The 25,843-nt window shown below is 74.0% G+C and carries 22 protein-coding genes; 14 read left to right on the top strand and 8 right to left on the bottom strand.

Annotation, left to right across the window (positions count from 1 at the left end; all coding sequences use genetic code 11):
- The first annotated feature begins 108 nt into the window (after positions 1-108).
- Entirely contained in the window at positions 109-1,842 is a 1,734-nt protein-coding gene (locus tag SLP03_RS14120; RefSeq protein ID WP_319461037.1) for a DEAD/DEAH box helicase, read from the top strand.
- 144 nt (positions 1,843-1,986) lie between these two features.
- On the opposite strand, the gene SLP03_RS14115 is transcribed toward SLP03_RS14120, so the two are convergent.
- Positions 1,987-2,220 (bottom strand): hypothetical protein, encoded by a 234-nt coding sequence (locus SLP03_RS14115; protein WP_319461054.1) that lies wholly within the window; start codon positions 2,218-2,220, stop codon positions 1,987-1,989.
- 250 nt (positions 2,221-2,470) lie between these two features.
- The gene (locus SLP03_RS14110; protein WP_319461036.1) at positions 2,471-4,066 is read right to left on the bottom strand and encodes an RNA polymerase sigma factor; all 1,596 of its coding nucleotides are present in this window, start codon (positions 4,064-4,066) and stop codon (positions 2,471-2,473) included.
- Positions 4,067-4,354: 288 nt separating this feature from the next.
- Between SLP03_RS14110 and SLP03_RS14105 the strand changes: the two genes are divergently transcribed.
- Positions 4,355-5,176: an inositol monophosphatase family protein gene (locus SLP03_RS14105; RefSeq protein WP_319461035.1), complete on the top strand. Its 822-nt coding sequence runs from the start codon at positions 4,355-4,357 to the stop codon at positions 5,174-5,176.
- A 219-nt stretch (positions 5,177-5,395) separates the two neighbouring features.
- On the opposite strand, the gene SLP03_RS14100 is transcribed toward SLP03_RS14105, so the two are convergent.
- Positions 5,396-5,911: a LytR C-terminal domain-containing protein gene (locus SLP03_RS14100; RefSeq protein WP_319461053.1), complete on the bottom strand. Its 516-nt coding sequence runs from the start codon at positions 5,909-5,911 to the stop codon at positions 5,396-5,398.
- A gap of 433 nt (positions 5,912-6,344) precedes the next feature.
- Between SLP03_RS14100 and SLP03_RS14095 the strand changes: the two genes are divergently transcribed.
- Both SLP03_RS14095 and SLP03_RS14090 read left to right on the top strand, forming a co-directional pair.
- Entirely contained in the window at positions 6,345-6,641 is a 297-nt protein-coding gene (locus SLP03_RS14095) for a DUF4193 domain-containing protein (RefSeq protein WP_210907470.1), read from the top strand.
- A 181-nt stretch (positions 6,642-6,822) separates the two neighbouring features.
- Complete coding sequence (locus SLP03_RS14090; RefSeq protein ID WP_319461052.1) at positions 6,823-7,623, top strand: hypothetical protein; 801 nt, start codon at positions 6,823-6,825, stop codon at positions 7,621-7,623.
- A gap of 16 nt (positions 7,624-7,639) precedes the next feature.
- Here the strand turns inward: SLP03_RS14090 and SLP03_RS14085 are convergent, their stop codons facing one another.
- Positions 7,640-8,137 carry a DUF3093 domain-containing protein gene (locus SLP03_RS14085; RefSeq protein ID WP_319461051.1) on the bottom strand — a complete coding sequence of 166 codons (498 nt, stop codon included), beginning with the start codon at positions 8,135-8,137 and terminating at the stop codon, positions 7,640-7,642.
- An 87-nt stretch (positions 8,138-8,224) separates the two neighbouring features.
- On the opposite strand from SLP03_RS14085, the gene dut reads away from it, so the two are divergent.
- The 4 genes from dut (at position 8,225) to SLP03_RS14065 (ending at position 10,711) form a co-directional block, all read left to right on the top strand.
- On the top strand, positions 8,225-8,758 hold the full coding sequence (gene dut / locus SLP03_RS14080; protein ID WP_319461034.1) for a dUTP diphosphatase: 534 nt from the start codon (positions 8,225-8,227) through the stop codon (positions 8,756-8,758).
- Between the two features lie 25 nt (positions 8,759-8,783).
- Entirely contained in the window at positions 8,784-9,443 is a 660-nt protein-coding gene (locus tag SLP03_RS14075; protein WP_319461033.1) for a DUF3710 domain-containing protein, read from the top strand.
- A 207-nt stretch (positions 9,444-9,650) separates the two neighbouring features.
- Positions 9,651-10,031, top strand: a complete 381-nt coding sequence (locus tag SLP03_RS14070) for an OB-fold nucleic acid binding domain-containing protein (protein WP_319461032.1) — start codon at positions 9,651-9,653, stop codon at positions 10,029-10,031.
- Positions 10,028-10,711 carry a DUF3159 domain-containing protein gene (locus SLP03_RS14065; protein ID WP_319461031.1) on the top strand — a complete coding sequence of 228 codons (684 nt, stop codon included), beginning with the start codon at positions 10,028-10,030 and terminating at the stop codon, positions 10,709-10,711. Before SLP03_RS14070 ends, SLP03_RS14065 begins: the two co-directional genes overlap by 4 nt.
- Positions 10,712-10,758: 47 nt before the next feature.
- Here SLP03_RS14065 and SLP03_RS14060 read toward each other — a convergent pair whose 3' ends face one another.
- On the bottom strand, positions 10,759-11,448 hold the full coding sequence (locus SLP03_RS14060) for a TrkA family potassium uptake protein (RefSeq protein ID WP_319461030.1): 690 nt from the start codon (positions 11,446-11,448) through the stop codon (positions 10,759-10,761).
- Between the two features lie 2 nt (positions 11,449-11,450).
- Positions 11,451-12,116, bottom strand: a complete 666-nt coding sequence (locus SLP03_RS14055; protein ID WP_319461029.1) for a TrkA family potassium uptake protein — start codon at positions 12,114-12,116, stop codon at positions 11,451-11,453.
- A 159-nt stretch (positions 12,117-12,275) separates the two neighbouring features.
- On the opposite strand from SLP03_RS14055, the gene SLP03_RS14050 reads away from it, so the two are divergent.
- From SLP03_RS14050 to dxs, 4 genes are all read left to right on the top strand, one after another.
- Positions 12,276-14,342, top strand: coding sequence for an APC family permease (locus SLP03_RS14050; protein WP_319461028.1), 2,067 nt, complete (start codon positions 12,276-12,278; stop codon positions 14,340-14,342).
- A complete protein-coding gene (locus SLP03_RS14045) occupies positions 14,339-15,586 on the top strand; it encodes a class I SAM-dependent RNA methyltransferase (RefSeq protein WP_319461027.1) in 1,248 nt (415 codons plus the stop codon). Before SLP03_RS14050 ends, SLP03_RS14045 begins: the two co-directional genes overlap by 4 nt.
- 9 nt (positions 15,587-15,595) lie before the next feature.
- On the top strand, positions 15,596-16,756 hold the full coding sequence (locus SLP03_RS14040; RefSeq protein WP_319461026.1) for an anhydro-N-acetylmuramic acid kinase: 1,161 nt from the start codon (positions 15,596-15,598) through the stop codon (positions 16,754-16,756).
- Positions 16,757-16,851: 95 nt separating this feature from the next.
- Positions 16,852-18,801: a 1-deoxy-D-xylulose-5-phosphate synthase gene (dxs, locus tag SLP03_RS14035; protein WP_319461025.1), complete on the top strand. Its 1,950-nt coding sequence runs from the start codon at positions 16,852-16,854 to the stop codon at positions 18,799-18,801.
- Between the two features lie 74 nt (positions 18,802-18,875).
- Here the strand turns inward: dxs and SLP03_RS14030 are convergent, their stop codons facing one another.
- Positions 18,876-20,069, bottom strand: coding sequence for a hypothetical protein (locus tag SLP03_RS14030; RefSeq protein WP_319461024.1), 1,194 nt, complete (start codon positions 20,067-20,069; stop codon positions 18,876-18,878).
- A 146-nt stretch (positions 20,070-20,215) separates the two neighbouring features.
- Here SLP03_RS14030 and SLP03_RS14025 point away from each other — a divergent pair, with 146 nt between their 5' ends.
- A complete protein-coding gene (locus SLP03_RS14025) occupies positions 20,216-22,084 on the top strand; it encodes a hypothetical protein (RefSeq protein ID WP_413644521.1) in 1,869 nt (622 codons plus the stop codon).
- Positions 22,048-23,844, top strand: coding sequence for a hypothetical protein (locus SLP03_RS14020; RefSeq protein WP_319461023.1), 1,797 nt, complete (start codon positions 22,048-22,050; stop codon positions 23,842-23,844). Before SLP03_RS14025 ends, SLP03_RS14020 begins: the two co-directional genes overlap by 37 nt.
- Before the next feature lie 59 nt (positions 23,845-23,903).
- Here the strand turns inward: SLP03_RS14020 and SLP03_RS14015 are convergent, their stop codons facing one another.
- Positions 23,904-25,763 carry a hypothetical protein gene (locus tag SLP03_RS14015; RefSeq protein ID WP_319461049.1) on the bottom strand — a complete coding sequence of 620 codons (1,860 nt, stop codon included), beginning with the start codon at positions 25,761-25,763 and terminating at the stop codon, positions 23,904-23,906.
- Positions 25,764-25,843: the final 80 nt, after the last annotated feature.

Genomic DNA, 25,843 nt, shown 5'->3' with positions numbered 1-25,843 from the left:
CTGAGTCGGCCTTCGCGGCATCCTCTGCGCGGAGGCGTTTTCATGGGCGGCGGTAACCGTGGCCCTCGGCCCGGGTCCGCCATGGTGCGGTCGGAGAGGAGCCTTCGCGTGGCAGCCCGGACGCCGGTGCTCGAGACGTTCCCACCCCTGCGTGCGTGGCAACGCAAGGCGATGGTGGAGTACCTCCGCCGGCGCACCGACGACTTCACGGCGGTTGCCACGCCCGGGGCGGGTAAGACCACCTTCGCCCTGCGGATCGCCGCCGAGCTGCTCTCCGACGGCACCGTCGAGGCGGTCACCGTGGTCGCCCCCACCGAGCACCTGAAGACCCAGTGGGCCGACTCGGCCGCCCGGGTCGGCATCCAGCTCGACGCCGCGTTCCGCAACGCCGACCTGCACTCCTCCGCCGACTTCCACGGCGCGGTCGTCACCTACGCCCAGGTCGGCATGGCCCCCCAGGTGCACCGACGGCGCACCATGACCCGGCGCACCCTGGTGATCCTCGACGAGATCCACCACGCCGGCGACTCCCGTTCCTGGGGCGACGGGGTCAAGGCCGCCTTCGAGCCCGCGGTACGCCGGCTGATGCTCACCGGTACGCCGTTCCGGTCCGACGACAACCCGATCCCGTTCGTCAGCTACGAGCGGGGCGGGGACGGGCTGCTGCGGTCCCGCGCCGACTCGGTGTACGGCTACTCCGACGCGCTGCGCGAGGGCGTGGTCCGGCCGGTGCTCTTCCTGGCGTACTCCGGGGAGACCCGGTGGCGCACCAACGCCGGCGAGGAGCTGGCGGCCCGGCTGGGTGAGCCGATGACCCAGGACCTGGTCGCGCAGGCCTGGCGTACCGCCCTGGACCCGGCCGGCGACTGGATGCCGCAGGTGCTCCGCGCGGCCGACGCCCGGCTGACCGTGCTGCGCAACGCCGGGATGGCCGACGCGGGTGGCCTGATCATCGCCAGCGACCAGCAGACCGCCCGCTCGTACGCCAAGCTGATCGAGCAGGTCACCGGCGAAAAGGCCGCGGTGGTGCTCTCCGACGACCAGGGCGCGTCCGCGCGGATCGCGACGTTCGGGGCGTCCGAGCAGCGCTGGCTGGTCGCGGTCCGGATGGTCTCCGAGGGCGTCGACATCCCCCGGCTGGCCGTCGGGGTCTACGCCACCAGCGCCAGCACTCCGCTCTACTTCGCCCAGGCGATCGGCCGGTTCGTCCGAGCCCGCCGCCCCGGGGAGACCGCGTCGGTCTTCCTGCCGAGCGTGCCGCACCTGCTCGGGCTGGCCAGCGAGATGGAGGCCGAGCGGGACCACGTGCTCGGCAAGCCGAAGGACAACGAGGGCTTCGACGACGACCTGCTGGAGCGTGCCCAGCGTGACGACCAGGCGAGCGGCGAGCTGGAGAAGCGCTACGCGGCGCTCTCCGCCACCGCCGAGCTGGACCAGGTGATCTTCGACGGCGCTTCCTTCGGCACCGCGGCCCAGGCCGGCACGCCTGAGGAGGAGGAGTACCTCGGCCTCCCCGGGCTGCTCACCGCCGACCAGGTCTCGCTGCTGCTCACCAAGCGGCAGGCCGAGCAGCTGGCCGCCCAGCGCCGCCGGGCGACCACGCGGGCCGCTGAGCCGGCCGCTGAGTCCCGGACGGCGCCGCCGGTACCGATGAGCGCGGCCCAGCGGCGGGTGGCCCTGCGCCGCCAGCTGAACGCCCTGGTGGCCGCCCGCCACCACCGCACCGGCCAGCCGCACGGCAAGATCCATGCCGAGCTGCGTCGGCTCTGCGGCGGCCCGCCCAGCGCGCAGGCGACCATCGAGCAGCTCGAAGAGCGCATCGCCACCGTCCAGACCCTCTGATCCGGGAGGCGGGCACCCACCGGCCCGGCCACGCCGCCGCCTCCTGTGGCCCGTGGGGCGGGTGTGTGCCCCCGGCGAAAAGCCGGCCGGAGGCTCCCCGTGGGGGCCTCCGGCTGGCTATGTCGTTGTTGCGGGGTTGCGGTTTCAGTTCGCCATAAGCTCGGCGCCACGCCAGCTGAACTCGGGGTCCGCCGCGTACCACACGGTGATCTTCACGAGATCCTCCGCGTACTTGTTCGCGTGGTGCCCACAGAACACCAACTCGCTCCCACCCGCAAGAGTGATCCGGAGCTTGCCGGCAGCATTGCAGCGGTCGCACCGTTCATCGGCGGCTGGGGGAGCCACCGTCTCGGGCGGCGGCGTGAGGGTCGGGGTCATCGCCTTCCTCCTCTGGTCGTCACCGATGAACACTCTCTTCTGGTCGTTGCTCACCTATCGTGCAACACCCTTCTCGGGCCCTGCCTTCCCTGTGTGCCCGCGGGGGACCGAGGTCACACACATGGCGTGGAGACAGTGTGCCGTGCACCAAGGGTGCCACGTCAACGATCACAAACAGGCAACCGACCGATCACCATCGAGTGTTGTACGGCTGGTGATCAAAGCGACACGACTAGTTGACGTGTCGCGGTCAGTCCAGGTAGTCGCGCAGCACCTGGGAACGCGACGGGTGCCGCAACTTGGACATGGTCTTGGATTCGATCTGCCGGATGCGCTCCCGGGTCACGCCGTACACCTGGCCGATCTCGTCCAGGGTGCGCGGCTGGCCGTCGGTGAGGCCGAAGCGCAGGCGTACCACGCCCGCCTCACGCTCGGAGAGCGTCTGCAGCACCTGCTGGAGCTGGTCCTGCAGCAGCGAGAACGAGACCGCGTCGACCGCGACAACGGCCTCCGAGTCCTCGATGAAGTCGCCGAGCTGGCTGTCGCCCTCGTCACCGATGGTCTGGTCGAGCGAGATGGGCTCCCGGGCGTACTGCTGGATCTCCAGCACCTTCTCCGGTGTGATGTCCATCTCCTTGGCCAGTTCCTCCGGGGTGGGCTCGCGGCCCAGGTCCTGGAGGAGCTCGCGCTGGATCCGACCGAGCTTGTTGATCACCTCGACCATGTGCACCGGGATGCGGATGGTGCGGGCCTGGTCGGCCATGGCGCGGGTGATGGCCTGGCGGATCCACCAGGTGGCGTAGGTGGAGAACTTGTAGCCCTTGGTGTAGTCGAACTTCTCGACGGCGCGGATCAGGCCGAGGTTGCCCTCCTGGATGAGGTCCAGGAACGCCATGCCGCGACCCGTGTAGCGCTTGGCCAGCGAAACGACCAGCCGGAGGTTGGCCTCCAGGAGGTGGTTCTTGGCGCGCTCGCCGTCGCGGGAGATCCAACCCAGGTCCCGCTGCATGTCGCGGGTGAGCTTCTCCTCGCCCTCCTCGGCCGCGCGCAGCCGCTCGGCGGCGTAGAGCCCAGCCTCGATCCGCTTGGCGAGCTCCACCTCCTGCTCCGCGTTGAGCAGCGGCACCTTGCCGATCTGCTTGAGGTACGCCCGGACGGAGTCGGCGGAGGCGGTGAGCTCGGCGTCCCGGCGCGCCTGCTTGAGCGCCTCGGACTCCTCGTCGTCCCACTCGAAGTCGTTGTCGGTGGCGGAGGCGGCGGCGTCGGTCTCGGCAGCCTTGGTCAGCTCGGCCGGCTCCTCGACCACCACGCCCTCGATCGCGGCGGCGAGCTCCTCCGGGTCGATCTCACCCTCGGCGCCGTCCTTGGCCGGCTTTCCCGCGGCGGTCTTGGCGGCCACGGTCGCCTTGGTGGCCCGGGTCGCCTTGGTGGCCTTGGCCGGCGCGGCGGCCTTGGCGGCCACCTCGGCGGTGGTGCCGGCGGCCTTGCGCGCCGTCGCCTTCCGCGGGGCGGGGGCCGGGGCCTCGCCGGCGGCGGGCGCCTGCTTCGGGGCGGGCGCGGCGGCCTTCTTGGTGGTCTTGGCGGTGGTGGCCCGGGACGCCGGCGTGGCCGAGCGGGCGGCGGCCACCCGACGGCGGGTGCTGGCGGAGCCGTCCACGACCACCGTCACGCCAGCCTCGGAAAGCGCGCGCAGGATCTTCTTTGCCTGGGCCGGGGTCACCTCAGCGGACTCGACAGTGCGCGCGAGCTGAGCCGACGTGAGCTGACCGCCGGCGCTCTGCGCGTGGGCGATCAGGGTGTCGGTGAGCGAGCGAACGTCGGCGCCGTTCTGGCGGGGTTCTGTCACGAATGACCTTCCGGAGGCGAAGAGCGGGCACGGCCGGGTCGTCCGGCGCAGCACGGAACGCCGTGCCGGGCGATGTCGTTGAGGGACCCCCGTGTCCCGGACCGGCCGGTGACTGGCGGTCCGTGGCGCGTGGGCAGGGTGAATTGTAACGCCGTCTGCCGGGATCATTCCGCGCCGCACGGCGTATCGGTGACAACGGGCCGCCGATTGGGCGCAGATGTGGACTTTGTAAGGATGATACCCACGCGCGATCCGGGAATCCCCGGTCGTGCCGGAAGGGGACGAACCATGATCCGCTCGGCGCCGCCGACGCAGGAACTGCTGGAGATCGCGATCGACGTCGCCCGGGACGCGGCGGCCACCGCCCACCGGATGCGGGCCGAGGGGGTTTCGGTCGCCGCGACCAAGAGCACGGTCACCGACGTGGTCACCGCTGCCGACCGGGCGGTGGAGCGGCAGGTGCTCGACGCCCTGCGCAAGCTCCGCCCGGACGACGCGGTGCTCGGCGAGGAGTACGGCGCGGGGGAGACCGGGCCGGTCGGCCCGGGCGGGGTGCGCTGGATCGTCGACCCGATCGACGGCACCGTGAACTACCTGTACGGGCTGCCGTACTGCGCGGTCTCCCTCGCCGCCGAGGTGGACGGGGAGGTGGTCGCCGGCGTGGTCCGCAACGTGGCCACCGGCGAGGAGTGGACCGCCACCGCGGGTGGCGGCGCCTGGCGGGACGGTGAGCGGCTGCGCTGCTCCACCGAGACCGACCTGGGTCAGGCGCTGGTCGCCACCGGGTTCGGCTACGACCCCCGCCGGCGGGCGCACCAGGCCCGGGTGGTCGCCGAGCTGATCCCGCACGTCCGGGACATCCGCCGGATGGGGGCCGCGGCGCTGGACCTCTGCCTGGCCGCCGAGGGCCGCGTCGACGCCTACTTCGAGAAGGGGCTGGCCGCCTGGGACCAGGCGGCGGGCGGGCTGGTCGCCGCCGAGGCGGGGCTGCGGGTGGCCGGGCTGGAGGGCCGGCCCGCCGGGCCGGACCTGGTCATCGCCGCGCCGCCGGCGCTGTTCGCGCCGCTGCACACCCGGCTGGCCGCCCTGGATGCGTCCGGCGGCCCCTGACCCGCCCGATCGACGTGACGGGCTTCGCCTCGGATGGTCGGCCGCCGCCGTGCGGTCGCCGGGTGCCCGGCACGCGCCTCGGGCGGCGGCGGGCCGTCCGGCGGTCGTCCTCGCGTCCGGGCCGGCCACACCCCAGGTCCGGGACGTGGGGGTGGCCGGTCCGTACGGCCCCGCCAGGTCCGAGACCTGGAGTCGATCAAGGGCCCCGGCGGGGCGGGGTTACTTGTCGACCGGCTTGGGGCAGGAGCCGGCGGGCACCTGCGGCGAGCCGAGGTCGCCGAGGGACTGGTTGACCTCGGTCGTGGTGGCCAGCTGCTGGAAGCCGTTGCCCAGCACCACGTCGACCGTGTCGTCCTTGCGCTGGGCGTCGTACATCCGGTCGGCGTTGTTCAGGAAGTAGGCCCGCAGCAGGTGCGCGGAGCCGACGCCCTTCGGTCCGAAGCGGAGCACGGCAACGCCGTCGAAGCCCTTCGGCGCGTCGCCGACCTTCTTCACCTGGAACTTGCGGTTGCGGAAGTCGTCCGCGACGTCGCCGGCCCGGCCAATCTGGTCGGTGGCGTTCAGCACGTTGATCTTGACGTCCTTCGGCTCGCGCAGGGTGACGTCGGCCAGCGGCCAGCCGTCGGGGCAGCCCGCCGCGGTGCCCACCTTGCCCTGGGTGTCGCGTACCAGGGCGACGACGACGAAGACCAGGGCGACGACCGCCAGCAGTCCGACGACAACGAGTGCTCGCACTCGCGCAAAACTCATCTGGGCGCTCCCCGGACGTGTTGGATGGCGGCGGCCGCTGGCGGTCTGGCCGCCCCGCCGGCCGTCGAGTACGCCGCTGAGGTTAACGGTTGTCCGGCCGTCGCGTGGAAACAGTCCGACATGCCGGCGCGCCACCCGGGAACCGGGTACTACTACCCCTATCTTCGTGTCGCCTGAGTCACATTGGGAACAACTTCGGGTGCAGGGGCGTACATGTTTGCCGCGAGGGCGGTATACATGCCTCGCCCAAAGGGGGGGTAAGGTTCCGCGCTCGCTGGGGAGTTTCTCGGGCGGACTTGGCCCACCGGTCGTTGGGGTCGGGTGACCGACACAAATGGTGGCCGGCCAATGGAACCGAAACAGCGTCGTCCGGCGTTAGAACCGGAAGCGATCATATCGATATGGGAGAGTGAAACCGATGGCCACCGACTACGACGCCCCGCGTCGCGACGAGGTCGACCTCGGCGAGGACAGCCTCGAGGAGCTCAAGGCCCGGCGGGTCGACTCACAGTCGGCTGCCGTGGACGTCGACGAGGCCGAGGTGGCCGAGAGCTTCGAGCTGCCCGGCGCCGATCTGGCCGACGAGGAGCTCACCGTCAAGGTGCTACCGATGCAGCAGGACGAGTTCCGGTGCGCCCGCTGCTTCCTGGTCCACCACCGCAGCCAGCTGGCGGTCGAGCGCAACGGCGAGCTGATCTGCCGCGAGTGCGTCTGAACCGGACGCGTGTCACCGGCGGCGGCCTCCTTGACGGGGCCGCCGCTGTTCGAGCCGCCGTGCGCCGACGGCCGGAAGCTGCTTGACTTCTGTCGGGCGGTTTCCACAGCCGGCCGGGACGCGGGAGGTCGGACGGGTGAGTGAGCGCAGTGAACGGGCCAGCGGGCCCGACGCACACGGCATGGAGGTGCGTGCCGGTGGGGACATCGACCGGCCGGCCGCCGGGGGCGACGACGCCGACCAGCTCGGCGCGACCGTGGCGGCGCTCACCGCGGACGACCTCGCGCCCGCCCGGCGGCGGCAACTGCTCACCCGCCTGGTCGGCCAGGCGCGCGCCCGGGGGCTCGCCGACCTGTTCAAGCCGAAGGCCGCCGTCCGCTGGATGGCGGACACCGTCGCCGACGTAGCCCCGCACGTGCCGATCCGTGACCTTGCCACCCTGCGCCGGCACTTCCCCGGCCTGGACGACGAGGAACTGGCCGAGCGGTTGGTCCGCAACGCCGCCCGGGCCACCGCCGGGGTGGGCGCGGCCGGCGGCGGAATCGCCGCCGTCGAGTGGGTAGCCACCCCGACGCTGCTCTCCGCGCCCGTGCTGCTCGCCGCCGAGACGGTCACCGTGGTGGCGATCGAGCTGAAGCTGATCGGGGAGCTGCACGAGGTCCACGGCGTGCCGCTGCCCACCGCCGGCACCCAGCGCGCCGTCGCGCTGGTGCAGGCCTGGGCCAGTCAGCGTGGGGTCAATCCGATGATGCCGGGGGTCGGGGTGAGCGCCGTGCTCGGCACCGCCGCCCGCAAGGAACTGCGGGACATGCTGCTCAAGCGGTTCGGTCGCAACCTCACCACACTCGGGCCGTTCCTCACCGGCGCCGCGGTCGCGAGCTACCTCAACCGCCGGGCCACCCGGAGCCTGGCCGACCAGCTCCGCAGGGACCTGCGGAAGAAGGGGCGGGAGCTGCCCGGGTCACGGCCCGCGCTGCCCTGAGCCCGGGGCGACGGGCTCAGGCGGCGTCGCGGGCGGCCATGATCGCCGCGGCCAGCTCGACCGGGCGCCGCGAGCTGACCACCCAGAACGGGGTCGGGTCGGCCGGATCGTCCAGCACCACCTGGACCGCGCCACCGACCCAGGGTCGCTGCACCACGAACGCGAGCGGATCGGACCCCGTGCCGAGCACCTCGCGGCGGCCGGCGGCGTTCAGCGGGACGGCGTCGGCGACGAACGGCACCGGCAGGTGGGCGTCGTCCACCCACAGCTCGCCGTCGCCGACGGCGACCCGGATCCGGCCCAGCCACCACAGGGCGGCCACCGTCGCCGGCAGCAGCAGCACGAAGGGCAGCCAGGAGCGCAGCCCGGCGGCGCCCATCCAGAGCTCGGCGGCGAGCAGCCCGGCCAGGCCGAGCCCGGCCAGCCAGTACCACCAGGGCAGGCCGAGCCGCTCGGCGTACGCCGGGGACACCGCCGCCGACGGGGCCGGGGCGGGCGACGAGGATGGCGACAGGCTCACAGTCCGAGGGTACGGCGCACGAGCGGCCCGCCAACCGGCAGGATGGCAGGGTCACCTTGGACCGGACGGAAGAGGAAGACCGTGACAGACGTCGTACCCGTGCCCGTACGGCGGCTCGACCCCGAGCTGCCGCTGCCCGCGTACGCCCATCCCGGCGACGCCGGCGCGGACCTGGTGGCCGCCGCGGACGTCGAGCTGCCACCCGGGGGGCGGGCCCTCGTCCCCACCGGGGTGGCGCTCGCGCTGCCGGAGGGGTACGTCGGGCTGGTCCATCCCCGGTCGGGCCTGGCGGCCAGGCTCGGCGTGACGGTGCTGAACGCGCCCGGTACGGTCGACGCCGGCTACCGGGGTGAGATCCTGGTCAACCTGATCAATCATGATCGGGACGTGCCGGCGAAGATCAGCCGTGGCGACCGGATCGCGCAGCTCGTCGTCCAGCGAGTGGCGCGGGCCGATTTCCAGCCGGTGGCGGAGCTGCCCGCGTCCCGGCGCGGAACCGGTGGGCACGGGTCGACCGGCGGGCACGCGGGGATGGTCCCGGCGCCGACCGGTGCCGCCGGACGGCGGGAATCGCCAGACCGGGCGGACGGGCGTACGGAAGAGGTGGCAGGGTGAGTGCGAACAGCGGAGGGTGGGCGCAGTGATCTTCTCCCGAAAGCGGGCCGGTGACGCGCGGCACGCGCGTGACGAGCGGACCACCGAGGTCCTCGGCGACGCCGAGGAGTCGACCCCGGCGGCGCCGTCCCGGGGCCCGTACGACGCCTCCGAGGCGCCCGACATGCCCCGGCTGGACCTGGGCAGCCTGCAGATCCCGGCGGTGCCCGAGGTCGAGGTCCGGGTGCAGGCCGACCCGCAGGGCGTCATCCAGCAGGTCGTGCTCGTGCACGGGGAGAACGCCCTGCAACTCGGCGTCTTCGCGGCGCCCCGCTCCGAGGGCATCTGGGACGAGGTGCGCGAGGAGATCCGGCAGTCGCTGTTCAACGACGGCACCGCCGCCCGCGAGGTCGAGGGGGAGTACGGCACCGAGCTGCACGCCCGGGTCCGCACCCCGGACGGCCTGACCGACCTGCGCTTCGTCGGCATCGACGGGCCGCGCTGGATGGTCCGCGGCGTCTTCCAGGGCGCGGCCGCCACCGACCCGACCGCGGCCGGCCCGCTGGCGATCTGCCTCGACGGCCTGATGGTCGACCGGGGGCACGAGGCGAAGCCGGTCCGCGAGCCGCTGCCGCTGCGGTTGCCCCGCGAGATGGCCGAGCAGGCCACCCAGGAGAACCCCGCACCCGGCCAGCGCGAGGCCTGAGACACCCACGCCGGGCCCGGTCCCGTCGGCTTCCGCCGGCGGCGCCGGGCCCCTCGTGTGCCGGGCGCCTCCGCCGTACGCCGGGGCAGCGGACGCCGGGTCCGCCGGGCCGCCGGATCGGCGTACGCTGGCGGGACGGTTCCGGCATTCCGGAGCCGGGCCAGCGCCGGCGCGACCGGCCAGCGTGGAGAGGGTGACGCGGAGGTCATGACGACCGACGAGGGCCGGGTGTCGCTGCGGCGCATCCTGCAACGGCTCACCGCCAGCGAGGCCGAGATCGAGGCGCAGGAGCTGCGCCGGGAGAGCGCCCAGTCCGGCGGCATGCCGGCCCTGCAGTGCATGCGGGGTCAGGTGGTCTCGGTCGCCGGGCGGCTTCGCACGGTGGTCTACACGCCCCGGACGAACCTGCCGACGCTGGAGGCGGACCTCTACGACGGCAGCGACGTGGTCACCCTGGTCTGGCTGGGTCGCCGGCACATTTCCGGCATCGAGCCGGGCCGGCACCTCACCGCCCGCGGCCGGGTGGCCGTACGGGACGACCGCAAGGTGATCTACAACCCGTACTACGAGCTGGAGTCGCCGAAGTGACGACGGGACAGCACCGGACCACCGAGCCGGAGATCGGGCCGCCGGACGACGAACGGCTGCCCAGCCTCGCCGAGCAGATGGCCGACCAGCTCGGCGGCTGGCGCGGCCTGGTCGAGTCGAGCATCCCCGTGGTGGTCTTCGTGATCGCCAACGTGGTGGGCGAGCCCCGCCCGGCGGTGCTCGCCTCGGTGGCGGTGGCGCTGCTCATCGCCGGCCTGCGGCTGGCCCAACGCCGGCCGGTCCGGCACGCCGTCAACGGGCTCTTCGGCATCGCGGTCGGCGCGGCCATCGCCTGGCGTACCGGCGACGAGCGGGACTTCTACCTCCCCGGCATCCTCTACGGCATCGGCTACGGCCTGGCCCTGCTGGTCTCGGCGGTGGTCCGGCAGCCCCTGGTGGGCTGGATCTGGTCGGTGCTGGTCGCCAAGGGGCGCGCCGAGTGGCGGGACGACCCCCGGCTGGTGCGCACCTTCACCCAGCTCACCGTGCTGTGGGGGGTGGTCTGGCTGGCCAAGGTGGGCGTGCAGGCCGGGCTCTACCTGGCCCACCAGGACACCGCGCTGGGCGTGGCCCGGCTGGCGCTGGGTTACCCGCCGTACGCGCTGCTGCTGCTCATCACGGTCTGGACGGTGCGCCGGGTGACCCGGGAGGACGCGCCGGAGCCGCTGTCCGGCGCCTGAGCCCGCCAGACCGCCCCGGGCGGCCGGCGGTGACCCGGGGTCGGGCCTCAGCCCTTGCCGCGGGTGCGCTCGACGCTGTCCGGGCCGAGGATCACCGCGCGGACCTCGTCCTCCACCTGGGCGGTGCACACGAAGATCAGCTCGTCGCCGGCCTCGATCGGGTCGTCCGGGCTCGGCACCAGCACCCGCTTGCCGCGCAGGATCGCCACCAGGGCGGCGTCCCGGGGCAGCGGCACCGCGTGGATCGGCTGGCCGACGTACGGCGCGGTGGGCGGCAGGGTGATCTCGACCAGGTTCGCCTCGCCCTGCCGGAAGGTCATCAGCCGGACCAGGTCGCCGACGGTGACCGCCTCCTCGACCAGGGCGGCCATCACCCGCGGCTTGCTCACCGCGACGTCGACGCCCCACTGCTCGGTGAAGAGCCACTCGTTCTCGGCGCGGTTGACCCGGGCGACCACCCGGGGCACCGCGAACTCGGTCTTGGCCAGCAGCGAGACGACCAGGTTGACCTTGTCGTCGCCGGTGGCGGCGACCACCACGTCGCAGCCGGCGACGTTGGCCTCCTCCAGGCTGGCCAGCTCGCAGGCGTCGGCGAGCACCCAGTCGGCGGCCGGCACCCGGTCCGGGCGGAGCATCTTGGGCTGCCGCTCGATGAGCATCACCTGGTGGCCGTTGTCGATCAGCTCCTGGGCGATCGACCGGCCGACGTTGCCGGCGCCGGCGATGGCGATGCGCATGCTCAGTGCCCTCCTTCCGGCGGCGTCGCCGCCACCGACGTGACCGCCGCCATGATGTCGTCGGTCACCAGCATGAAGACCTGGTCGCCCTCCTGCACCACGGTGGAGGCGGTGGGCAGCATGCCGATCCCGAAGCGGATCAGGTACGCCACCCGGGCCCCGGCGGACTCCTCCAGCTGCCGCAGCGGCCGGCCGATCCAGTCCTTGTGCACCGGCACCTCGACGACCGACACGGTGCTGGTCGGGTCCCGGAAGATCTCGACGTAGCCCTCCGGCACCAGGTGCCGCAGCATCCGGTCGGCGGTCCACCGGACGGTGGCCACGGTGGGGATGCCGAGCCGCTCGTAGACCTGGGCCCGACGCTGGTCGTAGATGCGGGCGGCGACCCGGGAGACGCCGAAGGTCTCCCGCGCCAGCCGGGCCGAGATGATGTTGGAGTTGTCGCCGCTGGAGACGGCCGCGAAGGCGTCCGCCCGCTCGATGCCGGCCTGGCGCAGCACCTCGCCGTCGAAGCCGGCCCCGGTGACGGTGATGCCGGCGAAGTCGGGGCCGAGGCGGCGGAACGCGTCCGCGTCCTGGTCGATCACCGCCACCGAGTGCCCCCGGGACTCCAGGCTGTGGGCGAGGGTCGACCCGACCCGGCCGCAACCCATGATCACGACATGCACGGTGTCTGCTCCTCCCACGGTGCCGCCCGCTGGGCCCGTCGTCTGCGAGCCTGCCACGTCCCCGCCCCGGGCGGGGGACCGACCGTACCGCGTGGGTGCGCGGGAGGTTGATCAGGCACCCCCGACGCCCAGCGGCGGTTGGTCGTACCCTTAGCGCTTGTGGCCAGTCCCACCTCGCTGCTGAAGCGACTCCTCGTCGGTCGACCGTTCCGGTCCGACCGGCTCCAGCACACCCTCCTACCCAAGCGCATCGCGCTGCCGGTCTTCGCCTCCGACGCCCTCTCCAGCGTCGCGTACGCGCCTGACGAGATCCTGCTGACGCTCTCCATCGCCGGCGCGTCGGCGTTCCTGTACTCGCCGTGGATCGCGCTCGCGGTCGTCGTGGTGATGCTCACCGTGGTGGCGAGCTACCGGCAGAACGTGCACGCCTACCCGTCCGGCGGCGGCGACTACGAGGTGGCGACGGTCAACCTCGGGCCACGGGCCGGCCTGGCGGTCGGCAGCGCCCTGCTGGTCGACTACGTGCTCACCGTCGCGGTGTCGGTCTCCTCGGGCGTGGCCAACCTCGGTTCGGTGGTGCCCTTCGTGGCCACCCACAAGGTGCTGATCGCGGTGACCGCGGTGGTGCTGCTGACCTCGATCAACCTGCGCGGCCTGCGCGAGTCGGGCACGGCGTTCGCCATCCCGACGTACGGCTTCGTGATCGTGATCGGCGGGATGATCCTCACCGGGCTGGTCCGGGTCTTCGTGCTCGGCGACGAGCTGGTCGCCCCCAGCGCCGGGCTGGAGATCCGGCCCGAGCACAGCGTGGCCGGTTTCGCGCTGGTCTTCCTGCTGCTACGAACCTTCTCCTCCGGCTGCGCGGCGCTCACCGGCGTGGAGGCCATCTCCAACGGGGTGCCGGCGTTCAAGGCGCCGAAGAGCCGCAACGCGGCGACCACCCTGCTGCTGCTCGGCACCATCGCGGTGACCATGCTGGTCGGCATCATCTGGCTGGCCCGGCTGACCGGCCTCCAGTTCGTCGAGGACCCGTCGCAGATCATCTCCGGCCCGGACGGGTACGTGCAGAAGACCGTCACCGCCCAGCTCGGTGAGACGGTGTTCGGCAACGGCTCGGTGCTGCTCTACGTGGTCGCCGGGATGACCGCGCTGATCCTCTTCCTGGCCGCCAACACCGCCTTCAACGGCTTCCCGGTGCTCGGCTCGATCCTCGCCCAGGACCGCTACCTGCCTCGGCAGCTGCACACCCGCGGCGACCGGCTGGCCTTCTCCAACGGCATCGTCTTCCTCGCCGTCTTCGCGATCGTGCTCATCGTCGGCTTCCAGGCCGAGGTGACCCGGCTGATCCAGCTCTACATCGTCGGGGTGTTCGTCTCGTTCACCCTGTCCCAGGCCGGCATGATCCGGCACTGGAACCGGCACCTGCGGACCGAGCGGGACCCGCAGGCGCGCCGCCGCATGATCCGCTCCCGGGCCATCAACAGCTTCGGCATGGTCCTGACCGGCACCGTGCTGGTGATCGTGCTGATCACCAAGTTCCTGCTCGGCGCCTGGATCGCGATCGCCGCGATGGCGGTGATCTACCTGCTGATGCTGGCCATCCGCCGGCACTACGACCGGATCGCCGTCGAGCTGGAGCCCACCGAGGCGCGGGGCGTGCTGCCCGCCCGCAACCACGCGATCGTGCTGGTCAGCAAGCTGCACCAGCCGACCCTGCGGGCCGTCGCGTACGCCCGGGCGACCCGGCCGGACACGATCACCGCGGTCACCGTGAACGTCGACGAGAAGGACACCCGGCAGCTCCAGGAGGAGTGGGAGCGGCGCGAGCTGCCCGTTCCGTTGACCGTGGTCGACTCGCCGTACCGGGAGATCACCCGGCCGATCCTGAACTTCGTCGCCTCGACCCGCCGGGCGTCGCCCCGCGACGTGGTCACCGTCTTCATCCCCGAGTACGTCGTCGGCCGCTGGTGGGAGAACCTGTTGCACAATCAGAGCGCGTTGCGGCTCAAGGGCCGGCTGCTCTTCGAGCCGGGCGTGATGGTGACCAGCGTGCCGTGGCAGCTCGCCTCGACCGCCAGTAAGAACCTGGACCGGTTGGACGCCACGCTCAGCCGAGGGCCGGCGCGCGGGCCGCGGGTCGCCCCGCGCAGCACCCTGTCGCCGACCGCCCCGCCGGTGGTCTCCGCGCCGGCCGGTGAGAGCGGCCCGGCCGGGGACCGCCCGTGACCGCCGACGGTGTGGTCGGGCAGCGGCGGGCGCTGGAGGAGGCCGAGCGGGTCGAGCTGACCGTGGACGCGGTCGCCCCGGGCGGGCACTGCGTGGCCCGGCTCGACGGCCAGGTGATCTTCGTGCGGCACGCGCTCCCCGGCGAGCGGGTGGTGGCCGAGGTGACCGAGCTGCACCGGGGCTTCGCCCGGGCCGACGCGGTGGAGATCCTCGAGGCCTCGCCGGACCGGGTCGAGCCGCCCTGCCCGTACGCGAGGCCGGGCCGCTGCGGCGGCTGCGACCTCCAGCACGTGTCGCCCGGTGCGCAACTGGACTGGAAGACCGCCGTGGTGCGCGAGCAGCTCACCCGGCTGGGCGGGCTCACCGACGCCGAGGTCGACGGGCTCGGCGTCCGCGTCGAGGCGTTGCCCGGTGGGCCGCTGGGCTGGCGCTCCCGGGTCCGGTACGCGGTCGACGCCGCCGGCCGGGCCGGGCTGCTCAAGCACCGCTCGCACGAGGTGGTGCCGATCGAGCGCTGCCTGATCGCCCACCCGGCGATCCAGGAGCTGCCGGTGCTCGCCCCCAGCGGGGCGCGCTGGCCGGACGCGGACGCGGTCGAGACGGTCGCCTCCACCGGCGGGGACGTCAGCGTGGTGGCGGTGGCCGAGGGGGTGCCGACGCCGGTCAGCGGACCGGCAGTGGTGCGGGAGGTGGCCGCCGGGCGGGACTGGTCCGTGCCGGCGTCCGGCTTCTGGCAGGTCCACCCGGCCGCCGCGGACACCCTGGTCGGGGCGGTGCTGGAGCTGCTCGACCCGCGGCCCGGCGAGTCGGCCTGGGACCTGTACGGCGGCGCCGGGCTGTTCGCCGCGGCCCTCGCCGGCCGGGTCGGCGACGCCCGGGTCACCCTGGTCGAGTCCTCCGCGGAGGGGGTGGCCGCCGCCCGGGCGAACCTGGCCGACCTGACCCGGGTGGAGGTGGTGGCGGCCCGGGTGGAGACCGCGCTGGCCCGCCGCCGGGTCACCGGCCCGGTCGACGTGGTCGTGCTCGACCCGCCACGTTCCGGCGCGGGCGCCCAGGTGGTGCGCGACGTCGTGGCCGGCCGCCCGCGCGCGGTGGCGTACGTCGCCTGCGACCCGGCCGCCTTCGCCCGGGACGTGGGTACCTTCACCGGCCTGGGCTGGCGGCTGGCCGCGCTGCGCGGCTTCGACCTGTTCCCGATGACCCAGCACGTCGAGCTGGTGGGCCTGCTCCTGCCGCCCGACTAGCCTGGCGCGATGAAGATCGTCGGGCTGATGTCGGGGACCTCGTACGACGGGGTGGACGTGGCCGCGGCCGAGTTCACCCGCGCCGGGGAGACGCTGCGGCTGCGGCCGCTCGGCACGGCCAGCCTGGACTACGACGACGGGCTGCGGGCCGAGATCGGCGCGCTGCTGCCACCGGGCGGCACCACGATCGAGGCGGTCTGCCGGCTGGACAACCGGCTCGGCGAGGTCTTCGCCGACGCGGCGGCGACCGGCGTGGAGCTGGCCGGTGGCGCGGCCGACGTGGTGGTCTCGCCGGGGCAGACGGTCTTCCACTGGGTCGAGGCGGGCCGGGCCCGGGGCACCCTGCAGCTCGGCGCGCCGGCCCGGGTGGCCGCGCGGGTCGGCGTACCGGTGCTCAGCGACCTGCGGTCGGCGGACGTCGCGGCCGGCGGGCAGGGCGCGCCGCTGGTGCCGGCCTTCGACGCGCTGCTGCTCGACCCGGCCGCCGGGCCGCGGGCCGCGCTCAACCTCGGCGGCATCGCCAACCTCACCGTGGTCGCGCCCGGCGCGCCCGTCCTCGGGTACGACGTGGGCCCGGCGAACGCGCTGCTCGACGCGGCCGCCCGCCGCCTCCTCGGCCGCCCCTGCGATCTGGACGGGGCCCGCGCGGCGGCGGGCCGGGTGCACCCCGGGCTGCTGGAGCTGCTGCTCGCCGAGCCCTACTACGCCGCGGCCCCGCCCAAGTCGACCGGCAAGGAGCTGTTCCACGCCGGCTACCTGGACGACCGGCTGGCCGCGCTGGGCGAGCCGGTGGCTGCCGACGACGTGCTGGCCACGCTGACCGAGCTGACCGCCCGGACGGTGGCCGCCGAGTGCGACCGGCACCGGGTCACCGAGGTGGTCGCCGCCGGCGGGGGAGTGCGAAATCCCACACTCCGGGGCCGGCTCGCCGCGCTCGGGGCCGGCCGCTGGCGGCTGCGCACGACCGACGAGCTGGGCGTGCCGGCGCAGGCCAAGGAGGCGTACGCGTTCGCCCTGCTCGGCTGGCTGTCCTGGCACGGCCTGCCGGGGGCGATCCCGTCGGTGACCGGGGCCCGGCGGGCCGCCGTGCTCGGCTCGTGGACCCCGGCCGGGCCGGCGTACGCCGCCGCCGCGTCGGCCCCGCCGCGCCGGTTGGTGATCACCCCGTGACCGCAACGGCCGCCCGAGCCGGATATATCCGCTCCCACCTGCGAGGATCTCGGGCCGAGCTGCGGGTTGGCGGGTGGCCGATAGACTCTTCCGTCATGAGTGTTGAAGAGGGCACGGCCGACCACGGTCGGCTGCTGGGCGCCGTCCGCGGCCCGCAGGACGTCAAGCGGATGACCGCCGAGCAGCTGGACATCCTCGCCGCCGAGATCCGTGACTTCCTGATCGCGAAGGTCTCCCGCACCGGCGGGCACGTCGGGCCCAACCTGGGTGTGGTGGAGCTGACCCTGGCCATGCACCGGGTCTTCGACTCTCCCCGGGACCGGCTCCTGTTCGACACCGGCCACCAGGCCTACGTGCACAAGATCCTCACCGGGCGGCAGGCCGGCTTCGACAAGCTGCGCCAGCGCGGTGGGCTCTCCGGCTACCCGAGCCGGGCCGAGAGCGAGCACGACCTGATCGAGAACTCGCACGCCTCCACCGCCCTGTCCTACGCCGACGGCCTCGCCAAGGCGTACGCCCTGCGCGGCGAGCAGCGCAGCGTGGTCGCCCTGGTCGGCGACGGCGCGCTCACCGGCGGCATGTGCTGGGAGGCGTTGAACAACATCGCCACCGCCGGCAACCCGCTGGTGATCGTGGTCAACGACAACGGCCGGTCGTACTCGCCGACCATCGGCGGCCTCGCCGACCACCTCTCCTCGCTGCGACTCAGCCCCGGCTACGAGAAGGTGCTGGACAGCGTCAAGGACGCCCTCGGCTCGACCCCGCTGGTCGGCAAGCCGATGTACGAGGTGCTGCACGCGGTCAAGAAGGGCATCAAGGACGCGGTCGCCCCGCAGGCGATGTTCGAGGACCTCGGCATCAAGTACGTCGGCCCGGTGGACGGGCACGACGTGGCGGCGGTCGAGTCGGCGCTGCGCGCCGCGAAGAACTTCGGCGGCCCGGTGATAGTGCACGCGGTCACCCGCAAGGGCTACGGCTACCGCCCGGCCGAGGAGGACGAGGCGGACCGCCTGCACGGCCCGGGCAGCGCGTTCGACATCGAGACCGGCAAGCTGGTCGCCGCCCCGTCGGTGAAGTGGACCCACGTCTTCGCCGAGGAGTTGGTGGCGATCGCCGACGAGCGCCCGGACGTGGTCGGCATCACCGCCGCCATGGCCGAGCCCACCGGCATCGCCACGCTCGCCCGCAAGCACCCGCACCGGGTGTACGACGTGGGCATCGCCGAGCAGCACGCCGCCACCTCCGCGGCCGGCCTCGCGATGGGCGGCCTGCACCCGGTGGTGGCGGTCTACGCCACCTTCCTCAACCGGGCCTTCGACCAGGTCCTGCTGGACGTGGCGATGCACAAGCTGCCGGTGACCTTCGTGCTGGACCGGGCCGGCATCACCGGCCCGGACGGGCCGAGCCACTACGGCATCTGGGACATGTCCGTCTTCGGCGTGGTGCCCGGCCTGCGGATCGCCGCCCCCCGGGACGCCGGCAGCCTCCGCGAGGAGCTGCGCGAGGCGATCGCCGTGGACGATGGTCCGACCATTGTCCGCTTCCCGACCGGCACGGTCGCCGCGGACCTGCCGGCCGTGCGCCGGGTCGGCACCGTCGACGTGCTCGCCGAGTCGGCCCGTACCGACGTGCTGCTCGTCGCCGTCGGCTCCTTCGCCCAGCTGGGCATGGAGGTGGCCGCCCGGGTCGCCGAGCAGGGCTACGGGGTCACCGTGGTCGACCCGCGCTGGGTCCGCCCGGTCCCGGCCGAGCTGGTCGAGCTGGCCGCCGGCCACCGGCTCGTGGTCACCGTCGAGGACGGCGTCCGGGTCGGCGGCGTCGGCGACGCCCTCGCCCAGGCGATGCGGGACGTCGACGTCCGGGTGCCGCTGCGCGACCTGGGCGTACCGGCCGACTGGCACCCGCACGGCACCCGCGCGCAGATCCTCGCGGACCTCGGCCTGACCGCCCAGGACGTGGCCCGGGACGTCACCGGCTGGATCTCCGGGCTCGACGCCGAGCCCGTCGAGCCCGTCGAGCGCGACGAGGCCGGCGCCAAGAACTGACGCACCGCGAGGAACGGGCGGCCCGAGAACTCCGGGCCGCCCGTTCGTCGCGTTCAGCACCGCAACCGGCGGCGTCAGCGACCGCCGACGGACCGGTACCAGGTCTTCTCGGTGCCGGCCAGGCTGAACGTCTGCTTCCTCGCCGGCTGCGGCACCACCACCAGGCCCGGCCGGTCCACCAGGCGCGACGTGCCCGGCGGCGCCGCGAACGAGGCGTCCCGGTTGGCCCGCCAGTTCAACACCGCCAGCGGCCGCCCCGGCACCGGCAGCAGGTACGCCTGGAGGGTGGTGGAGCGGTCGGCGGGGGACACCACCGGGGTCCCGCCGTCGGCCGGGCGGTAGACCACGGCGGTCATCGTGCCGGTGGCGCTCTCCCAGCTCAGCTGCTCCAGGTCGGCCGGCTCGCCACCGCCGTGGGCGACCTCGCCCAGTGAGCGGACGGCGAGCTTCGCCATCGGCCAGGACTCCGGCGTCGAGCGGGGGGCGTCCTGGTCGCCGATCCGGCGCGGAATGCTGCCGAACGGGCCCTGCTCGCCGGCGAGCACGCAGGTGTCCAGCCCGGTGAGGGCCCGGCGGCCGGAGCCGGTCTCGTCGCGGACCAGCGGGTACCGCGGGTCAGCGGTGGCCGTACCGAGGTCGAGCAGGCGGTCCGCGGCCCGGCCGCGCGGCAGCGAGCGGGTGGGCCGCAGCGTGGCGGTCAGCGCCGCCGCCCGGCAGGCCGGCACGGCGACCGGCCCGGTGAGGCCGTCGGCGGTGGGCAGCGCCCGCCCGTCGGGGCCGAGCAGCCGCTCCACCCGGGCGGAGGTGAGGTAGTGCCGGCCGTCCGGGAGCTGTACCGGCAGCACGTCGGAGTAGACCAGGTAGCCGGGGTCGGTGTACTCGGTGGCGTGGCTGATCGTCCACCGGTCGCCGTCCCGGGTGAGCTGCAACAGCCAGGAGGCGCTCTCGCCGGGTACGTCCGCGGCGACCAGGGCCAGCGGCGTCCCGCCCACCTGACCGGAGAAGAGGATGCCCGACGAGGGCAGGTGCGCCCGGTCGTCGACCGGCGAGCGCCAGTCGCGGACCGCTGTGGTGACGGCCGCCGTCGCGGCGGCGTCACCGGTCAGGCCGCCGCGCGCCGGCCAGACCGCCAGCGACCCGTCCAGGCTGTCGTAGCCGACCGGCAGTCTGGTGGCCTGCCGGTCGGTGACCGGACCGCACGCGGTCGCGGTCAGCAGCAGGGTCAGCAGTGCGGTGGCCGTCGTGCCGCGCCGGCGGACTGAAGCCACCTGTACGCCCCCGATCGCGTCGCCGGTCGTGTTTTCGAAGCCACATGGTACGAGATGTCCGGTCGCCCGGCCCGCTGGCCCACGGCCACAAGGGACGACGTGGTGCGTTTCGTGCCGCTTTCCGGCTCCGGTAGACTCCGCCGACTGTGACCTCTGCCGAGCCCCGCGTCGAGTCCCGACCCGGCGCCCGCGCCGGCTCCGAGGTCGCTGTGACGCCGGACACTCCGGCGTGGCCGGGCGCCGGAGGGCGGGTGGCCGCGCTGCTCCGGGGCCGGCGGTGGACCCCCCGCCGGCAGGACCTCGCGGTGCACGGCGTCTTCCTGCTCGTCGCGGTCTGGGTGACCAGCCGGATCTGGGTCGACCCCGCCGGTCGGGTCGCCTCGCTCTACAGCAGCGACCCGGCGCAGGTGCAGTTCTTCCTCGCCCACTCGGTCCGGGTGGTGCTGCACGGCGAGTTCCCGTTCTACACCGACCAGTTCAACTATCCCGACGGGGTCAACCTGATGGCGAACACCGCCATCCTCGCGCTCGGCATCCCGATGGTGCCGGTGACCCTCCTCTTCGGACCGGCCGTCTCCTTCGTGACGCTGGTGACACTCGGCCTCGCCGGCACCGCCGCCGCCTGGTACCACGTGCTCTCCCGGCACGTGGTGCGGAACCGGCTGGCCGCCGCGGTGGGCGGCTGGTTCTGCGGGTTCTCACCGGCGATGCTCTCGCACGCCAACTGGCACCCCAACATCATCTCCCAGTTCCTGCTGCCGTTCATCGTCTGGCGGGTGCTGGTGCTGACCCGGGCCACCCGCCCGGTCCGCGACGGCGCGCTGCTCGCCCTGCTGGTCACCGGGCAGGCGTTCATCAACGAGGAGATCCTGCTCTTCACCGCGCTGGCCTGCGGCGCCTTCCTGCTCGCCGTGCTCGCCCAGCGGCGCGACCGCTGGCCGGCCGCGTGGCGCCCGCTCGCCACCGGGCTCGCGGTCTGCGCGGTGCTGGCCGGGGTGTTGCTGGCGTACCCGCTCTGGGTGCAGTTCGCCGGGCCGATGGCGTACCACGGGCTCAGCGACACGGTCCGCGACTACGGCAACGACATCGCCGCCTTCTTCGCCCCCGGCTCGCCCACCCTGGGCGGCAACGAGCGGGCCAACGTCAACCTGGCCCCGAACTACTCCGAGGAGAACGCCTTCTTCGGCTGGAGCCTGTCGCTGCTGGCCGTCGGCATCGTGTTCTGGCTGCGGCGCGAGGTGGTGGTCCGGGCGCTCGCGGTGACCGGGCTGATCTTCGCGGTGCTCTCCCTCGGCGAGCGGGTGTCCTGGTGGGACCGGGACCTCGCCACCGGCCCGTGGGAGCTGCTGGTCCGGTTGCCGCTGCTCGACGCGGTGGTGCCCACCCGGTTCGGCCTGATCACCGGCGTGGTGATCGGGGTGCTGCTGGCGCTGGCGGTCGAGCGGGCCTGGTCGCTGCGGACGGTCGAGCGGCGGACCGTGCGGACGCTCACCGTCGCCGGCCTGGTCCTCGCGCTGCTGCCGATCGCGCCGATGCCGCTGCAGGTCACCACCCGCCCGGCGGTGCCGCGGTTCATCACCGCCGACCGCTGGCGCGAGTACGTCGGCCCGGACCAGACCCTGGTGTCGGTGCCCGTGCCGAGCATGGGCAACACCCAGGCGATGCGCTGGGCCGCCAGCACCAACCTGGACTTCAAGATCCCCGGTGGTTACTTCCTCGCTCCGCGCAACGGCGTGACCGGCGACCCGGGCCGGTTCGGCGGGCGGCCGAGCGGCATCGGCGACCTGCTCGAGGAGGTGGCCACCACCGGCCGTACCCCTAAGCTGGACGACCGGCAGCGCCGGCGCTGCCTGGACGAGCTGCGGCACTGGCGGGCCGCCGTCGTGGTGCTGCCGCTGGACCAGCAGAACGCCGAGCCGCTGCGGCGTACCGTCGAGCAGTTGGTCGGCCCCGGCCGGCAGGAAATGGACGTGTGGTTGTGGGACGTCCGGACACTGACCGGCCGGTCGGCCTGACCGCCGCCCCGCCGGCCGCGCCCGCCCCGGCCGACCCGCCCCGCCGCCGGTGGCCGCGCCGCGTGGACGTGCTGGTGGTCGCCGGCTATCTCGCGCTGGCCGTGCTGCTCACCGGCGGACAGTGGGGCCGCCCGGGCCGCCTCTTCCACCAGGCCGGCGACCAGATGCTCTTCGAATGGATGCTGGCTCGGGCGGCGCGGGCGGTGGCCGGCGCGGACAATCCGCTGCACAGCACCGCCCTGAACGCCCCGGACGGGGTCAACCTGATGGCCAACACCTCGGTGCTCGGGCTGGGCGTGCCGCTGGCCCCGGTGACGTTGCTGTTCGGCTCCCAGGCGGCCTTCCTGGTGGCCGTGGCCTGCTGCCTGGCCGGCACCGCCACCGCCTGGTACGCCCTGCTGGCCCGCCGGCTGGTCCGCTCCCGGACCGCGGCGGCGGTGGGCGGGCTCTTCTGCGGCTTCGCGCCGGGGATGATCTCGCAGGCCGGCGCGCACCTGCACATGGCCGCCCAGTTCCTGGTCCCGGTGATCCTCGGGCTGGTGTTCCGGCCCGCCGCCGACCGGGTGCGGCGGGACGGGGTGCTGCTCGGGCTGGCGGTGGCGTACCAGGTCTTCCTCGGCGAGGAGGTGCTGGTCTTCGTCGCCCTCGCCGCCGGGGTCCTCGCCGGGGCGTACGCGCTGGCCGACCCGGGGGACGCGTGGCGGCGGGCGCCCGCGCTGCTCGGCCGGCTCGGCGTCGGCGCGCTGGTGGCGGGGGTGCTGCTGGCGTACCCGCTGTGGTTGCAGTTCCACGGTCCCGGCAACTACGCCGGGATGCCCTTCTTCGCGCAGGGCTACCGACTCGACGCGGCCTCGTTCACCGCCGCCGCCCGGCAGACCGTCACCGGGGACGCCCACGCGGCGGGGCTGCTGTCGCCGAACGCCACCGAGGAGAACTCCTTCTTCGGGCCAGGTCTGCCGCTGCTCGCCGCGCTGGTGGTGGTCCGGCTGTGGCGGCGGCCCCTGGTCCGCGCGCTGGCCGGCTGCGGCCTGCTCTTCGCCCTGCTCTCCCTCGGCACCGACATCCGGGTCAACCACCACGACACCGGGCTGCCCGGGCCGTACCGGCTGGTCAGCGGCCTGCCGCTGCTCGACCTGGTGGTACCCGCCCGGTTCGCGCTGGTCTGCGTGCCGGTGCTGGGGGTGCTGCTCGCCCTCGCCCTGGACCGGGCGTACGACCACCGGGTCGGGCGGGCGCGGCGGCTGCTCTGGACCGGGGCGGTGGCCGCCGCGCTGCTGCCGCTCACCCCGACGCCGATCCGTACGGTGCCCGTCGGGCCGGTGCCGGCGTTCGTGGCCGACGGCGGATGGCGGGCGTATGTGCCGGCGGGGCGGACCCTGGTGCCGGTGCCCCCGGTTACCGGGGCGGCAGTCAGCCCGGCCATGTTCTGGTCGGCCCGGACCGGGCTGGCCTTCACCGCGCCGGGCGGCTACTTCATCGGCCCGGCGAGCGCGGCCGACCCGACCGCGCACTGGGGCGCGCCGGACACCCCGACGTCGCTGCTGCTGCGCCGGGCCGCGGAGAGCGGCCAGGTGCCGCCGGTGGGCGACGCGGACCGCCGCCAGGCGGTCGAGGACCTGCGCCACTGGCGGGCCGCCGTCCTGGTGCAGGCCGGTTCGTCGCCCGCCGACCCGGTCCGCGTGACGCTGGACGCCCTCATCGGCCCCGGCCGGGACGTGGTCGGCGCCCACATCTGGGACGTCCGCCCGCTGGTCGGCTGACCCGAAGCGACGGGTCGGCCCCTGCCCTGCCGGCCGGCTGTCAGGCGGGAAACCCCGGCTCACACCAGGCCGCGGACGTCCCAGAGCCAGACGTCGTCGACCCGCTGGGGCGGGCCGAGCAGGGCGGTCATCAGCTCGCGCAGGACCCGCTCGCGTGGGTTCGCGCCGAGCACCACCACCGAGGCCTTCCAGAAGCGCAGGTCCTCGACCGCCTGGCGACGGTTCTCGGCGGTGAGCGGCGGCACCCGGTCGGCGTCCATGCTGGCGTAGATCAGGGTGCTGGTCGGCCGGTTCGGGGCGCCGAAGACACCCTCGCCCTGCTCGTTCGGGCCGATGAAATAGCCGCCGGGAATCGGGAACTCCTGCCCGGTCAGGGCGCTCCAGCGCAGCGTCGGCAGGCCGTGCACGTTGCTCGGGACGGGCACCGGCACCAGCGTCCGGCCGGCCGGGACGTACGGGCGCCAGCCGCCCGCCGTGATGAAGTGCGGCGGCGGGTCGACGTGCTGGGCGGGCAGTGGCCGGGGGATGAGCGGCAGCAGCGCGAGCGTGATCGCGGCGTACCCGATCGGGCGCAGCCACCGGCGACGCGGCCGGGTGGCCGGTGCGGGCCCGGCGGTGGCCCCCCGGGCCCCGGCGTCGGCGGCGCGGCGTGGGGCCGGCACCGGCGGAGGGCCGCCGCCGGCGAGGGCGTCCCAGGCCAGCGCCAGCAGGACACCGATCGCGCCCGCGACCACCAGCGTCAGCCGGGTCGGCATCATCATCTCGACCAGCGGCAGGTCGTCCGGGATGTACGCCCAGGGCCCGTCGATCGCGGTCTCCACCCCGTCGAACCGCACCTTCGGGCCGATCGCGGCGACGGTGAAGAGCACCACCAGCACGGCGAGGATCCGGGCGGCGAACGACCGGCGGACCAGCAGCACCAGGGCGACCAGCGCGACCAGCACCAGCGGCCAGCCGAACCAGGTGTTCTGCTCGGTCAGCCCGATGGTCTTCTCCACCGCCTCGTCGCCCGCCACGGTGTCCCGGGCGAAGGTGACGAACGCGGCGAGGTCCTCGCCCCAGCTGTGGAAGACGCCGCCCTGCAGGCCCCGGTAGGACTGCGGGCCGTTGAACTGGAACCAGATCGGGTACGCGGTCAGCAGCAGGGTGAGCCCGCCGCCGACGCTCCCGGCGGCGAGGAAGGCGCCGGCCTTCGCCCCCGCCGCGCGCGGCCGCTGCACCACGTAGGCGGCCACCACCACGAGGCAGGCCAGCGCGGTGAGCAGCAGCATCTCCTCGTTGATGAAGATCTGGTACGCGACCAGCACACCGAGCGCGATCCCATTGCGCCACCACCGGCCCGGCTCGCCGAGGCGCAGCATCCGCACCACGATCAGCGGGAGGAGGAAGTTGGAGACGAAGTTCGGCTGCCCGTTGGCGTGGTGCACGACGCCGGGCGCGAAGCCGAGGAACGCGCCGCCGACGAAGGCCGCGCCGCGGGAGCGGACCAGGTGCCGGGAGAGCATCCAGTACGACGTGCCGGCCGTCGCGGCGAGCGCCCCGCCCAGGTAGAGCGCGTACATCACCTGGGGGCCGAGGAGCAGGGTGAGCGGCGCCAGCGGCAGGGTGACCCCGAGCAGCGAGGTGTTCGCCATCATGTTCACCCCGTCGGGGGCGTTCTGCCGGGCGGTGAAGAGCGGATTCTCCAGGTGCCGTAGCGAGTAGGCGCCGTGCGCGAAGAGCCACTCGAACCAGCTGTGGTCGGTCGGCAGGTGCGACGACACCCGGTGCTGGACGTCCCCCCAGTAGTTGAGGCAGACGAAAACGCCGAGCAGCGCATAGGCTCCGATGGCCAGCACGTCGGCGCGGGCCGGTCGACGTCGGGGCCGGCGCGGCGGGTCGGCCACGGCGGGCTCGACCGCGACGGACGCGGAGTTCAGCGAGGGGTCTACCACCGGCACGGCCACGACGGGCCATCGTACAGGCGGCGCGGCGTGGCCCCGGCCGGGCCGGGTCGGCC

The sequence above is a fragment of the Micromonospora sp. RTP1Z1 genome (genome assembly GCF_033804685.1).
In the GTDB taxonomy this organism is placed as follows: domain Bacteria; phylum Actinomycetota; class Actinomycetes; order Mycobacteriales; family Micromonosporaceae; genus Micromonospora.
Note: the sequence above shows the minus strand (reverse complement) of the source record. Positions and strands in the feature narration are given on the sequence as shown.